Source organism: Flavobacterium luteolum (assembly GCF_027111275.1).
Lineage (GTDB): Bacteria > Bacteroidota > Bacteroidia > Flavobacteriales > Flavobacteriaceae > Flavobacterium > Flavobacterium luteolum.
Genome location: NZ_CP114286.1, coordinates 3272501 through 3287009, shown reverse-complemented (window position 1 = coordinate 3287009; position 14509 = coordinate 3272501). Strand labels below are relative to the sequence as shown.

The window sequence follows — 14509 nt, the reverse complement described above, 5'->3', positions numbered from 1 at the left end:
AACTTAATCAAATAATCTTCTTATGCCGTAAGGATCTATTGTGATAATCGAACCGTCTTCTAAATAATCGATTTTGGTAACTTTCATGCTTCGCAAATGCGTTACTCCTTTTGACAAACTAGAATCGTGATAAAACAAATACCATTCACCTTCTACTTTGCAAATTGAATGATGCGATGTCCAGCCTACAACAGGATTCAGGATTCTTCCCTGATACGTAAACGGTCCATAAGGGTTATCTCCAATACCATAACAGATAAAATGGGTATCTCCCGTTGAATACGAGAAATAATATTTTCCTTTATACTTATGAACCCATGAAGCTTCAAAAAAACGACGGTCGTTATCGCCTGCAAGAATCTCATTTCCGTTTTCATCCAAAATTTTAATCTCTTTTGGTTCTTCCGCAAATTCAAGCATATCATCTCTTAATAAAGCTACGATTGGTCCTAAAGCTTTTTCTGCTGCCAAAGGTTCTTCGTTATTTTGATCGTATTGATTATTACGGTACTTCTGAAGCTGTCCGCCCCATATTCCTCCAAAATAAATATAATGTTTGCCATCTTCATCTTCAAAAACGGCTGGATCAATGCTGTAACTTCCTTTTATTGCTTCTTTTTCAGGAACAAAAGGTCCAACTGGCGAATCTGAAATGGCAACTCCTATCTGGAAAATTCCGTTAGCCCGTTTAGCTGGGAAATACAAATAATATTTTCCGTTTTTATGAGCCGCATCAGGTGCCCACATTTGCTTTTCAGCCCAAGCAACGTCATTTACATGCAACGCAACACCATTATCAACTACTTCTGATGAAATATCTTCCATAGAAAAAACATGGTAATCTTCCATTCCGAAATGATCTCCATTATCATTAAACGGAATTCCGGCATCAATGTCATGAGATGGATAAATGTAAATTTTTCCGTTGAATACATGCGCCGAAGGATCGGCTGTGTACATATGGGACACTAAAGGCTTTGAAATCGCCAGGTCATTAATTTCCTCAAAATTAATGTGTTCAATGCTATCTTCAGGCATAGTTATATTTTGTTTAAATAATTAAGTTCTTCTTTTTTTTAGTTCTGTTTCGATTTGCACTTCCATTTCTTTATTGATTTTATAGAAAAACAGCAATCCAGCTCCAATTAAAAAAGGGATTGCAGGGAAAATACTCACTAGTAATTTGATTCCGTTTATGGCTGTTTGAGACTGTTCAGGCGCATTTGGAACGTAATGGAAATAACCTAAAAACAAAGTAGTTAAAGCACCTCCAACACTTAATCCCGTTTTTAGCCCAACCATCATTGCCGAGAATATAATAGCAGTTGCGCGGCGGTTATTTAACCATTCTGAATAATCGGCTACATCGGCAATCATTGCCCAAAGAATCGGGATGGTGATTCCGTAGAAAAATCCATGTAATATTTGAGAGAAAAACATCAGACTAATTGATGTTGGCGGATAAAAATAGAATGCAATAATGAATAAAGTCGAAATGAATAAAAACACCCCAAAAACATTTCGTTTTCCGTATTTGTCTGCCAGATTTTTAGAAAGTGTAATGCCAACAATCATAAAGATAATTCCGCCTGCGTTGAATAAACCGAAACCTGCAGAAACAGGATCATTTCCAAAATGATTCAATCCGATATTGGATAAAGTATCGAGAATAGGCTGAATAAAAATGGCTAATTGTTCTTTATCAACATAATTCTCAAAATAATACACATAAGAACCACCTTTCATTGCCAAAGTCACAAAAACCAAAGTCGTTAGCGAAAGCATAATTACCCAAGGTCTGTTTTTGATTAAATCGATTAAATCTTCTTTTACACTTGACTTTTGTTCTGGTTTCGGAATGATTCTTTCTTTTGTAGTTAAAAAGGTAATTAAAAGCATGATAGTTCCAATAATCGCCAATGCAGTCATTACTTTTTCGATTCCGATAGCTTTATCTCCGTTTCCGGCACTTTTGATGATGCCAAGCATAAAAACCTGAACAAAAAACTGAGCAAACATAACTGCCACAAAACGATAGGACGACATACTGTTTCGTTCTTTCATATCGCCCGTAATAACACCGCTTAAAGCAGAATACGGCAGATTGTTTCCGGCATAAAAAAGCAGCAGCAAAGTATAGGTGATAACCGCATAAATCACTTTTCCTTTGTATGAGAAATCAGGTGTTGAAAATGCTAATAGCGCGACTATTCCGAGTGGAATTGCAGTTAATAAAATCCAAGGCCTAAATTTTCCCCATTTGGTATTCGTTCTGTCTGCCAAAACCCCAATGATCGGATTAAAAATAAAAGCTGCTATTAATCCAACAATCAGCATAATGATCGACGAATCTGTTGGTGATAATCCGTAAATGTCGGTGTAGAAATATGCTAGATACGTCATCAAAGTCTGAAAAACGAGATTGGCAGCAAGATCTCCTAAACTGTATCCAATTTTTTCTTTAATGGATAGTTTTTGTGAAATTTTAGTCATTGGTGGGTTTGTGGTCATTTTGTTGGTTAGTTAGTTTTTACTCCTGCAAGGTTTTCATAACCTTGTAGGTTTCCTATTGATTAAAACTGCTCTTCAATTTTATACCTGCAAGGTTAAGAAAACCTTGCAGGAAAGCGAACTATATTTTAAACAATCGGTTGTGTAAAATTAGACAAAAAAACATATTATGCAAATTTAGTTTACTTTATTTAAGTAATTTTTCATATCACAACCGATTGTTGATCATTTTCTCAAAACCTACGCTTTTTTAGTATTTATTCTTTAGTTTCTTTTAACTTTAAAATACTGTCGTAAGCTGGTTTATGTTTTAAATCTTTGTCAAACGGAAGCGGATAATTGGTTCTTCCTTTTATTGGCCAGTCATTTAACCAGGATTGTCCATCATGAACTCCCCAAAAAGTCACACGGCTGATTTTGTCTTTATGTTTTAAAAATAGCTTAAAAATCGATTCATAACGTTCTGCGAGCTTGTTTTGAATAGAATCTGGCAATTTTTCTGGATATGGATTCATTTTGGCATTTCCTTCAAATTTCTGATTTACGTCTGCTCCTTTTAAATCCCACGGGTTTGGTAAAACGGTAATATCCAATTCTGTAAAAGCTACTTTGATTCCTAATGCTGAATATTCCAAAATGCTTTTTTCAATTTCTTCAATTGACGGACTTTGCAATCTCCAGTGTCCCTGAATCCCAACGCCGTCTACTTTTCCGCCTTCTGCTTTTATTTTCTTGATTAAGGCAATCGCTCCTGCTCTTTTTGCTGGTTCTTCAATATTATAATCGTTGTAATACAATTCTGCTTTAGGATCTGCTTTTGCAGCTAATTTAAAAGCATCCACCAGATATTTCTCTCCAAGTGTTTTAAAAAAAACAGATTGTCTCAAAGTTCCATCCTCATTCAACGCCTCGTTTACAACATCCCAAGAATTGATCCTGCCTTTGTATTTCGAAACTATCGTCGTAATATGATCTTGCATAAACGCTTTCATTTCTGTACTGTCGGCAATCTTCTCCATCCAAGGTGCCAATTGACTGTGCCAAATCAAAGTATGTCCGTGAATAAACATTTTATTCTTTTCTCCATACGCCACAAATTTATCAGACAAAGTAAAATCATATTTGTCCTTTTGCGGATGCGTAAACATAGATTTCATGATGTTTTCTGCCGTAATTGCATTAAATTCTTTTCGAATCAAAGAATCTTCTTTTTTGTCTTTTTGTTCGATTTGATTCGCGCTTAAAGCTGTTCCAATGTAAAAATCATCTTTGTAAGCATCTTTTAGTGAAGCAGTTTCTTTTTGCGACGTACAGCTGACAGTCAGCAAAACCGTGACGGCAAATAAATAAGGTTTAATACATTTCATATCTTTTGGTTTAAATAGTTAATCGTTTTTTATTCGTTTAGTTTTGTCATTCCTTCCTAAAACTCTCTTGCGGTCCCAAATACGACTGCAAAACTTTTCCTTCTTCAGTTTCAATTACAATTTTTTGAAGCACCAAAGCTGGATCAATTGCATAGATTTTCAAAACATGACTTCCTGCTTTTTCGATTTCATGCGTGGAGCTTATAACCTTAATATTATTCGCAACCGATTCTGCCCATGCCTTTTCTGAAGAATCTGCATTGAGGTTCATTATTTGCGGTTTCTCATCGTCAAAGCCAATTCCATATTTCAAACCATCTCCTTTTTTAAAATTGATTGTTGGCGAAAAATAGGCATTTACTTTTATCTTTCCTTTATTAAAAAAATAAACGTTATATTCTAATCTTGGAGACTGTTCCGAGATTTCAATCTGTTTACTATTCGAAGGTTTTAAGGTTACTCCTGATGATGTTTTTCCAATATTCGAGATTAGAGTCCATTTTATTGAATCAGCATTTACTGCTTTCGAATAACTTTGAGCTTCAAAGGCCACAAAACCTTCACTCTCTACAAAACCCTTTGCATTCTTTAAATCATTATTTTCCGCTTTTACAATAACTTCAATTTTTTGTTTTCCGGTTGTGATAATAAGCTTCGATCTAATTTTACCTTTTGGCGCTTTTTCTCCATTAATTACAACAAAAATCCTTTCGTCTTTATCAATTTTTCCTTCTGATTTTGAAACCTCTAGCCAATTGTTTTTTGAAGTAATCTTAAAGTCAAAGGCTTTATTTCCTCTGTTAAATAAATCTACATATGTAATTTTACTTCCTTCAAATGAATTCAAAGTTGTCATTACAATTTCTTCTTTATTATCAATCCAATATTTTGAAGAACCTTCAATAGAAATTCCAGCTTCTGCTTTATTCGGGATTTCGATAGTTCTTGTTTTCGGAATCACATTTTTTTCAGGCTGCTGCCAATTATCATATCCAATATGCGTTTGTGACATCATGTGATTCCACTTTCCATTTGCTAATTGGGCATGATAATAATTCGTGAGTTCGGCATCTTTTTCAAATAACTCTTTTACTTTTTTAGCATAATCATTTGCTGATGCTCTTCCCTGTTCTGCATATAATTGATTTTTAGCCTGTGCCACATACATTTCATTCAAATTCGAACTTGCCAAAACAGGAAATAAAACCAGCTGGTAAAAAGCATCTTTATATTCTGGTTTTAATTTTTCATTTATTGAATTGGCTTTTTCAACCAATTTTTGGTAATCTGCTACAACTCTATCTGCTTCATTATAATTTGTTATGCTGTACGTTTTAGCATCTAGCAATTCTGGTTTTCTTCGTGAATTATATTTAGTGTATAACTTTAAAATTTCAGCAATTTCTCCCGCAAACTGATCGCCAAAATTCTCTTTTGCCCAATCCACATAATATTGCTCCAAATTTCCAGCATTGAAATTTTCAGGATTCCAAGCCATATCTAGGAAAAACTCAATCGGAAATTCCATTGGTTTGATATCGCCGACATTTACAATCCAGATTTTATCGACACCGTATTGATATGCCAAATCCATTTGTTCCCAAGTTCGCTCAATTTGATTGGTGTTGATCCATTTATAATTTCTTGGCCCACCAACATAATCGTAATGATAGTAAATTCCGTAACCGCCTTTTCTTGATTTTGCATCTAGTTCAGGAAGTTTTCGAATATTTCCCCAATTATCATCACACAATAAAAGTGTTACATCGTCTGGAACAGTCATTCCTTTGTCGTAATAATCTTGAACTTCTTTATAAAGCGCCCACATTTGTGGCGTTTCTTCAGCAGGTTTTTTCGTAACTTCTGCAATAATATTTCTTTGAGTTTTTACGATATTTTCTAATAATTCAATCGCAGTTCCTTCGGTCATAGGTTCGTCGCCATCGCCACGCATTCCGATTGTAACGATAGTTTCTTTGTCTCCCATTCGTTTAATTCCGTCTTTCCAGAAATTAATCAAAGCATCCGAATTGGAATTAAAATCCCATTTTCCATTTGATTTTCCCCATTCGGCGTGTGCTCTTGTTAATGGTTCGTGATGCGAAGTTCCCATTACAATTCCATATTCATCAGCCAAAACAGCATTCTGCGGATCTTCGACATAAAACATTCTGCCCCACATTGCTGGCCATAAATAGTTGCCTTTCATTCGCAGAATCAATTCAAAAACTTTATCGTAGAATTTTGAATTGAATCCGCCAAATTTCTCAAATGCCCAGCCTGTAAGTGCAGGCGCTTCATCATTTATAAAAATTCCTCTGTATTTTACTTTTGGTTCTCCTTGCGAATAAATTCCAGGCAAAACATATAGTTCTGATTGTTTTTTAACTGGAACATCTGCCCAATAATACCAAGGCGAAATACCTATTTGATTGGATAAATCGTAGATTCCGTAAATCGTTCCTCGTTTATCTGAACCTGCAATTATCAACGCTTTTTTGATTCCTTTAAACGGATTTTCGACAATTTGGGTTGTAAATTTCTCCCATTTTCCTTGAAGTTCTCTAGCATCTATTTTGCCTTCTTTCGCTAATTGATCGATAATTTTACTTTTCCCTAATGTTCCAATTATAACAACAAAATCTTCTGCTTCCGAAATCTTTTTAATTCTTTTCGGATGTAAATCGGAGACCTGAAAAATGTCATTTTCTAAATGTCCTGTTACTTTTAAAACTCCTGAATAATCTTTATCATCAACTAAAATCGAAGCCGTTTTTCCTTTACTGACTAAAGGAAAGTTTTCAGCAGAAGCCTGATTTACTACATATTTATCAGGATTTATAGCGTACGAATTTGTACTTAATCCGATTAGGAGAAGTAATACAATTAGATATGAAGTTTTAATTTTTAAAAACATAGAAATATATTTCAATTTTTCGTTATGTTTTGTCATTCCGAGGAACGAGGAATCTCCGCAAGTAGCTCCATAACGAGAATCCAATCTTTGTAGAGTTTCTCACGGAGATTCCTCGTTCCTCGGAATGACAAGCAGTGCGTTTTTCTTTTTTGCTCATTTTATCATTTCGACGTAAGGAGAAATCTTCGTTAGTAGCTCCGCAACGTAAACCCAATCTTTGTAGAGTTTCTTGCGAAGATTTCTCCTTACGTCGAAATGACAAAACAGTACATTTATAATCTTAAACCTAACAGATTAAAAAAAATGTTAGGATACTTAACTTTATTTATAAACCCAATTTATAACCAATTCCCATTTCCAAACCTCTTAACTCAGCCAAGCCTTTCAGTCTTCCCGTTAAAGAGTAACCTGGATAAGTTTCCGTTTCTTCATCAACTCTATGCAGAAAACCGTGATCTGGTCGCATTGGGAGACTTGTTTTCGTTTTATTCATTAATAAAAGTAATTTTTCTATAATCACTTCCATTTTAACATCGCCGTTTAAATGTTCTGATTCCCTGAAAATAGTTTCGCTTTCGCGGATAGTATTTCTCAGATGCAAAAAGTGAATTCTGTCTCCAAAATCGTCTATTATTTTTTCAAGATTATTTTTTGGATCGGCACTTAAAGAACCTGTACAATAACACAATCCATTTGCTGTTGAAGGAACGGCGCTGAAAATAGCTTTCAAGTCAGCTTCTGTCGAAACAATTCTTGGAAGTCCTAAAACCGAAAACGGCGGATCGTCTGGATGAATCGCTAATTTTTGCCCGTTTTTCTCCGCAATTGGAGTTACTTCAGATAAAAAATAAATCAGATTTTCTCGCAGCTTTTGATTGTCGATTTGGGCATAGTTTTCTAAAAGGGACAAAATCTGTTCTGCTGTAAAATTGATTTTACTTCCAGGAAGTCCTAATAAAACATTTTTAAACAACAATGCTTTTTCATCTTCAGCCAATTGATTTCCAAACTGCAAAGCTTTCTCTTTTTCAGTTTCTGAATAATCATTTTCTGAATTTGGCCTTTTTAAAAGAAAAACGTCAAAATAAGTAAATGCATCCTGATTGTAAAGTAAAGCTCTGCTTCCATCTTCATTTATAAAATTATGATTGGTTCTTACCCAATCCAAAATCGGCATGAAATTATAGGTTATAATTTTGATTCCACATTCGGCCAGATTCTGCAAGCTGATTTTATAATTTTCAATGTATTGCAGATAATTTCCCGAAGCACGTTTGATTTCTTCGTGAACAGGAAGACTTTCAACCACAGTCCATTCCAAACCATACTTGCGAATGATTTCTTGTCTTTCTTTTATCGCTTCAATTGTCCAAACATCACCAACGGGAATTTGATGCAATGCCGTTACAATTCCTGTTGCGCCAGCTTGTCGAATATCAATCAGCTTTACATTGTCGTTTGAACCGAACCATCTCATGGTTTGCTGCATTTTTATCATACTTCTCTTTTTATGCCACGAAGGCGCTAAGTCACAAAGTTTTATTTAAAAAAACTTAAAGAAAAAATACTTTGCGGCTTCGCGCCTTTGCGAGCTATTTCATCTAGACTTAAAATCCTATACTATTTCCGCCATCAACAGGTAAAACCGTACCAGTAGTATATTTTGATTCGCTTAAAGCGAAATAATAAACTGCATCTGCAATATCAGACGGTTCTCCTAAATATCCCATTGGCGTTCTGCCTAACACTTTATTTTTTCTTTCAGGATCATTGTCTAAAGCTGTCGATGACATTTTAGTTTTGATGAATCCCGGAGCAATACAATTGGCACGAATGCCAAACTGAGCCAATTCAACCGCCATAGCACGAGTCATAGCTTCGATTGCGCCTTTGCTTGACGAATACGCAATTACTTTTGGAATTCCATATTGTGATGCCATTGAACTTATATTGACAATACTTCCGCCTCCGTTTTCTTTCATGTTTTTTACGACTTCTCTACTCACCGCAAAAACACTCAAAAGATTCGTGTGAATAATTGATAAAAATTCTTCATCAGTCACATCTGCAAATTCCTTTTTCATATTGATTCCGGCATTGTTTACCAAAATATCGATTGGGTTTTCTTTTGTGATACTTTCAATCATCGCAGGAATTCCTTTTAGATCATTTAAATCAAAAATTACCGGAATGGCATTCTCGCCTATTTCTTTGCAGGCATCTTCAGTTTTTTCTTTTGATCTTCCGATGATGTAGGTCGTGATTCCGTTATCACATAATTTCTTTGCTGTTGCGAATCCTAAACCTGAATTTCCTCCGGTTACTATTGCCGTTTTTTTACTCATAATTTTTACTATATACTATCCATTTCCAGGGGCAAATGGAAATTTTAATGATTTAAAATACTCTAAAGTTTTTGTTGGTTTTTCAACTCCAGCCGGAAGTTCTTTTCCTGAAAATTGCTGAAAATATAATAAGCAGGCATCACGCCACCATTCTGCTTCTTTATGCTGAATTTCTAACAACATTTTTACTTCGTTAAAACGTTCGCTGTCAACATATTTTTCTGCCTTATTCCAAACATTTTGCATTGCTGCAACCTGATTTACACCTTCCTGATATTTCAACGCCATACCGTTCCAAAGCGTCTGACCGTTTTTCAATTTATAATCCCACGAAACATGATGAAACCATAATAGATCTTTCTCTGGACAGGTTTCTAAATTATCAAAAACATTTGCAACTTCTGGTGCATATTGCGAAACAGCATTGGTGCCAGATTTTGAGCGGTCAAAACCAATTCCGTTTTTATCTGCTTTATGATAGTAGGTCGGATTCCATTCTGGTCTTGATAAATTAGAAACCCAAGGCCCAGGTCCATAATGATGTCCCGTATCCATAATATGATGCAAACCAAGTGGTGTCATATAATTAACAACTGCTTCACGCGATTTGATCATCATATCTTTTACAGGTTTTATGAAATTTTCATCGTTTGAAAAAGTACTTCTTAACCATTCATCAGCAATAATTTCAGAATCTAAATACGGATTCCAAGCCAATCGCCCAAAACCATACCAATTTGCCTGTGCAAAAGGATGGCCTGTCCAATTTAAATCATTTCCAATATTTGCAACGCCTGCAATTCCCGTTAATTTATTTTGATATAAAGTGCCGTCAATAACTTTAGCAACAGTTGAACCTTTTCCTTTTTGATATGTATCAGATTCTAAAACTTCCTGAAATAATTTTGGCAGAAAAACCAAATGTGTGCTGAAACCTAAATATTCCTGCGTGATTTGAAATTCCATCATTAAAGGCGTTTTCGGCATTGCTCCAAATAAAGGATGAAAAGGTTCTCTTGGCTGAAAATCGATAGCTCCATTTTTAACCTGAACGATTACATTTTCTTTGAATTTTCCATCATACGGTTGAAATTCAGCATAAGCCTGTTTGGCGCGATCATTTGCATCATGTTCTGAATAGACGAACGCTCTCCACATAACTATACCGCCAAAAGGAGCAACAGCATCTGCCAGCATATTAGCGCCATCGACATGATCTCGTCCATAATTTTGTGGACCAGGCTGACCCTCTGAATTGGCTTTTACCAAAAAACCCCCAAAATCAGGAATTCGTTTATAAATTTCTGCAGCTTTATTTTTCCACCAAGCAATCACTTCAGGATCTTTTGGATCGGCAGTTTTTAGTTTTCCAATTTCAATAGGAGCCGAAAATCTTGCAGTTAAATAAACTTTTATACCATAAGGTCTAAAAACATCGGCTAAGGCTTCAACTTTTTCTAAATATTGAGGAGTCAGAATTAAAGCATTGGCGTTTACGTTGGTCAAAACCGTTCCGTTGATTCCGATTGAGGCATTCGCTCTAGCATAATCAATATAGCGCTGATCAATAAAATCAGGCAATTTCTGCCAGTTCCAAAGCGAAAATCCAGCGTAACCTCTTTCAACTGTTCGGTCCAAATTATCCCAATGGTTAAGGATTCTAATATTGGTTTTCGGGGAATCAGTACTATTTAAATTCTTAACAGATTTATTGGTTTGCAATATTCTCAGAAAATTAAAAACTCCATATAAAACCGCTACATCATTTTTTCCTGTGATAATAATTTGTTTTTTGTTTTTAATCGAAATAGATTTAATGATAAATCCTTCGCTATTTATTTTATCAAAATCAGACTTTAATTCGTTTTTGATTTCGGTATTTAAATTCGGTTCTGAACCAACAATAAGATTATTTTCTCCTTTTATATCTGGATTGATTTGAGGAATATTTCCTAACATATCCGAAAATCCTGTTTTGAGTTCTTTTCCTGCAATTTTTATGGTTTCGGAATTTCCTAAAAGAACAATTCCTTTAAAGGTGTTTTTATATTCTGCAGCTATTGTAGAATTAACTACCGTATTATACTGAAGCCACAATTTATAATCCTTTTGTGCTAAAGCCGAAAAGGAAACCAGAAAAAACAATAATACAAATCTTAATAAGGTCATTGGCTTAAATTTAATTCTTCAAAACATCTTTCCGAAAGAATCAAATATTTTATTTCCGTTTAAAAGTATTTGACAAAAATTTAATTCAAAAAATACATTATTCTAAATAAAACAACAATTGCAATCGGTTGCGTAAAAATATAAGATTGTTATTTAAGAAAAAAATTTTAGCCGTCTTTTTTTCAAAAAAATAATTTATATAACAAATAAAAGCAGGATAATTATAAAAACTATCCTGCTTTAACGGGGTGGATTTACTATTTAAATCCTTTCTTTTTTGACTCTATTTCTGCGAAGATTCTCTTGCCAAGACTTCTGTATTTAAGAATGTAATTTCTTTGGCATCATCATCATTTTTAGATGATTTCAAATTTTTTATAATAATATCTGCTGCTGCTTTTCCCATCTTTTCGGCAGGATGCGTAATAGTCGATAAATTCGGATCTATTATCTGCGAAATCGGGTCGTTATTAAAACCAATTACTTTGAATTCCTCCGGCACTTTAATGCCACGTTTTTTAGCAGTCTGAATAGCACTCACGGCCAAAATATCTCCAGGTGCAAATAAACCGTCAGGAATTGGATCTAAATCAAACAAAGCGTTACTGGCTTTTACTCCATCTTCGTAAGTAACAGAATTTAAGCTAATGATCAATTCTTCTTCTACCTCGATGTTATGATCTTTTAAGGCTTCTATGTAACCTCTTTTTCTTTCGTTATATAAATTACCTAATTCTGAACCAGCCGTTAAATGGGCAATACGAATGCAACCTTGTTCAATAAGATGTTTTGTCGCTTTATAACCAGCTGTATAATTATCAATTACAACCCTAAAAGTATTGTAATCTTTCGGAACCCTGTCAACAAAAACCAATGGAATATTATTGTTTGAAAACTGCTGAAAATGTGCTGTATCTCTAGTTTCCATTGCCAAAGAACAGATTACACCACTCACACGATTGGAATACAAAGATTTAGCCATATTTACTTCTTCTTCATACGAGTCATGCGATTGCATAATGATCACGGTATAATCCGATTTTTGAGCTGTGATCTCGATTCCGCTAATTAAAGAAGATAAAAAGGGCTGTGTAACAGTGGGAATTAAAACACCAATGGTTCTTGTTTTATTTCCACGCAAACCTGCTGCTAAAGTATTTGGGACAAATCCCATTTCTTCAGCAGTTTTTTTCACTTTTTTTATCGTCTTATCACTTATAGTGTGATGGTCTTTTAAAGCTCGTGAAATAGTAGATGTTGCCAGATTAAGTCTCTCGGCAATATCGTAAATCGTTACATGTTTATTTTCTTCCATGAAATAAAAAATAGAAATGTAAATATAAACTATTTTCTTTCACGTTACTATTTACAAAAAAATAGGCTACAAATTAAGATGTCCTGATTTAAGCATGAAAGTGAAAACAAACCAGAGCATTTTAGAATAAATTAAAAAATTAATCATCCTTCTTATCTTTTAAAATCTTACCATCCTTAGTAAATTCCAAATCAATATTATTAGTCAAATCGACATCCAAATCTTTATGTCCATAGTCGATGTGCGTTATTTTTTCGTTCGGGTGATTTTTGGCTACATAAGCTTTTACATTTTCTGGAATAAAAGCGGTCGGAATTGGATTGTCTCCGCCGTCCACTTCTCTATATGATCCATCTTTCCAGAACTCTACTTCCGTGCCGTCTTTCAGTTTCACTTCGTACCCCTTTTCTCCATGCTCTGCGTCTTTTTTAGCAATTTCAACAGTTGTATGACTAAAATACTTCTTTAAAAAATCTTGTGCTGGTTTTGGCAGTTCTGTCACTTCTATTTTCTTTTGTGCGCTAGTCGAGATTGATAATACTAACAATCCTATGACTAAAAATATTCTCTTTTTCATGATTCATTCGTTTAAATATAGCCTCACTAATTTACTGTAAGAAAATTTACATTCAAATTTATTTAAGAAACATTTAGTCTTTTCAAAAATCATAAAACACTGATTTACAAATAATTTAAATCATTTTATACAGTTTTCCGTTTCACAACTTCCTTTAAAAATTTTATTTTTTTAGAAGATTTTTTCGATTGATTTGTAGTACTTTTACTTACCAATCAAGAGAAGCAGTCCTTAAACCCCAAGTTTACAAAACTTTAAAATTTATTCTAATACCATTTAGAGTACAAACCAAAAACGTATGGCAATCTGGTCGGAAAGGTTTTATTTAATGCTATTCGTCTTTTTATCTTTCAGTCTCCAAGCACAGATTGAAAATAAAAAGAAGACATTTGATGTCAAAAAATCATTAAATACTAAGCAGAATTCTCAAATTCTGAGTCTTTATGATTTGTATAATAACGGCGAAGAAAAAAAAGCATTCAGAAAAGCGCATTTGCTTTTAAAATCGAAAATAGATAACCGATCAATTGCGAGTACAAATCTTCTTCTTGCTTACTACTTCAATAAAAGAGCAATAATCGATTCTTCTATTTATTATACCAATCAAGCTTTTAAATACAATACAACTCCAAATGACTCTTTAAAAAGCCGACTTTTTTCATTAGGTTTTAATCTTTTGGCTATTAATTACAATAAAAAAGGATTGTTTAATGAAAGTAAAAAATGGCATCTTAAAGGTATCGAGGCTTCTCAAAAATACAATGAAAAAAATCTTTTTTATACTCATACACATGGTTTAGCACAAACGTATACAGAGCTGGGCGATTATCAAAATGCTTTAAAATTATTTAAGCAATGTTTGGAATATAAAGATGATTCAGAAATAATTCTCGGAAGTTATATCAATATTGGCGACCTTTATTCGAGACTGAAAGATTATGATAACGCAATTATCTATTATAAAAAAGGAAAAATACTCTGCGAAAAAACCAATAACTTTCAAGGAAAAGCCATTATTCTACTTGGTTTAGGCGAAAACTATCAATTGCAGAACAAATACGATCGTGCATTAAAAATGTATCAAAAAGCAGTTGTTATTGCTGATGAAAACGAACTAAACCAATTGGCTATTATTTCAAGATGCACCATTGCCAACTGTTATATTTCTGAAAAAAAATATAATGAGGCAAAATTAATTCTTTCAGAAGCTCTACAAAAATCAGCCAGCTTCGGATTACTTCAAAATCAAATAGATATCTGTGATGAGTTGCGAAAAATTGCTATCAAACAAGATGATTTTAAAAATGC

General features: G+C 34.0%; 10 protein-coding genes (1 of these 10 only partly in view). 1 reads left to right on the top strand and 9 read right to left on the bottom strand.

Going from position 1 to position 14509, the window contains the following annotated elements:
* Window positions 1–3 precede the first annotated feature (3 nt).
* The 9 genes from OZP10_RS14110 to OZP10_RS14070 all read right to left on the bottom strand — a co-directional run bounded on the left by OZP10_RS14110 (window position 4) and on the right by OZP10_RS14070 (window position 13201).
* Window positions 4–1038 (bottom strand): glycoside hydrolase family 43 protein, encoded by a 1035-nt coding sequence (locus tag OZP10_RS14110; RefSeq protein ID WP_281631427.1) that lies wholly within the window; start codon window positions 1036–1038, stop codon window positions 4–6.
* Window positions 1039–1059: 21 nt separating this feature from the next.
* The gene (locus tag OZP10_RS14105) at window positions 1060–2493 is read right to left on the bottom strand and encodes an MFS transporter (RefSeq protein ID WP_281631426.1); all 1434 of its coding nucleotides are present in this window, start codon (window positions 2491–2493) and stop codon (window positions 1060–1062) included.
* Between the two features lie 275 nt (window positions 2494–2768).
* A complete protein-coding gene (locus tag OZP10_RS14100; RefSeq protein WP_281631425.1) occupies window positions 2769–3878 on the bottom strand; it encodes an endo-1,4-beta-xylanase in 1110 nt (369 codons plus the stop codon).
* A gap of 46 nt (window positions 3879–3924) precedes the next feature.
* Window positions 3925–6795 (bottom strand): glycosyl hydrolase 115 family protein, encoded by a 2871-nt coding sequence (locus tag OZP10_RS14095; RefSeq protein WP_281631424.1) that lies wholly within the window; start codon window positions 6793–6795, stop codon window positions 3925–3927.
* Window positions 6796–7120: 325 nt separating this feature from the next.
* A complete protein-coding gene (uxuA, locus tag OZP10_RS14090; protein WP_281634764.1) occupies window positions 7121–8284 on the bottom strand; it encodes a mannonate dehydratase in 1164 nt (387 codons plus the stop codon).
* A gap of 118 nt (window positions 8285–8402) precedes the next feature.
* On the bottom strand, window positions 8403–9140 hold the full coding sequence (locus OZP10_RS14085) for an SDR family NAD(P)-dependent oxidoreductase (RefSeq protein ID WP_281631423.1): 738 nt from the start codon (window positions 9138–9140) through the stop codon (window positions 8403–8405).
* A gap of 15 nt (window positions 9141–9155) precedes the next feature.
* The gene (locus OZP10_RS14080) at window positions 9156–11309 is read right to left on the bottom strand and encodes an alpha-glucuronidase family glycosyl hydrolase (RefSeq protein WP_281631422.1); all 2154 of its coding nucleotides are present in this window, start codon (window positions 11307–11309) and stop codon (window positions 9156–9158) included.
* Window positions 11310–11592: 283 nt separating this feature from the next.
* Window positions 11593–12624 carry a LacI family DNA-binding transcriptional regulator gene (locus OZP10_RS14075; RefSeq protein ID WP_177210597.1) on the bottom strand — a complete coding sequence of 344 codons (1032 nt, stop codon included), beginning with the start codon at window positions 12622–12624 and terminating at the stop codon, window positions 11593–11595.
* Window positions 12625–12763: 139 nt separating this feature from the next.
* On the bottom strand, window positions 12764–13201 hold the full coding sequence (locus OZP10_RS14070) for a PepSY-like domain-containing protein (protein WP_281631421.1): 438 nt from the start codon (window positions 13199–13201) through the stop codon (window positions 12764–12766).
* Between the two features lie 298 nt (window positions 13202–13499).
* Between OZP10_RS14070 and OZP10_RS14065 the strand changes: the two genes are divergently transcribed.
* On the top strand, window positions 13500–14509 hold the 5' end (the start) of the coding sequence (locus OZP10_RS14065) for a tetratricopeptide repeat-containing sensor histidine kinase (protein WP_281631420.1). It continues 1180 nt past the right edge of the window; the window shows 1010 of its 2190 coding nt (coding positions 1–1010); the start codon lies at window positions 13500–13502; its stop codon lies off the right edge, out of view.

Bases quoted from the DNA above. Each gene is read 5' to 3' on its own strand.
- OZP10_RS14110 (WP_281631427.1), bottom strand. From the start codon at position 1,038: ATGCCTGAAGATAGCATTGAACACATTAATTTTGAGGAAATTAATGAC.
- OZP10_RS14105 (WP_281631426.1), bottom strand. From the start codon at position 2,493: ATGACTAAAATTTCACAAAAACTATCCATTAAAGAAAAAATTGGATAC.
- OZP10_RS14100 (WP_281631425.1), bottom strand. From the start codon at position 3,878: ATGAAATGTATTAAACCTTATTTATTTGCCGTCACGGTTTTGCTGACT.
- OZP10_RS14095 (WP_281631424.1), bottom strand. From the start codon at position 6,795: ATGTTTTTAAAAATTAAAACTTCATATCTAATTGTATTACTTCTCCTA.
- uxuA (WP_281634764.1), bottom strand. From the start codon at position 8,284: ATGCAGCAAACCATGAGATGGTTCGGTTCAAACGACAATGTAAAGCTG.
- OZP10_RS14085 (WP_281631423.1), bottom strand. From the start codon at position 9,140: ATGAGTAAAAAAACGGCAATAGTAACCGGAGGAAATTCAGGTTTAGGA.
- OZP10_RS14080 (WP_281631422.1), bottom strand. From the start codon at position 11,309: ATGACCTTATTAAGATTTGTATTATTGTTTTTTCTGGTTTCCTTTTCG.
- OZP10_RS14075 (WP_177210597.1), bottom strand. From the start codon at position 12,624: ATGGAAGAAAATAAACATGTAACGATTTACGATATTGCCGAGAGACTT.
- OZP10_RS14070 (WP_281631421.1), bottom strand. From the start codon at position 13,201: ATGAAAAAGAGAATATTTTTAGTCATAGGATTGTTAGTATTATCAATC.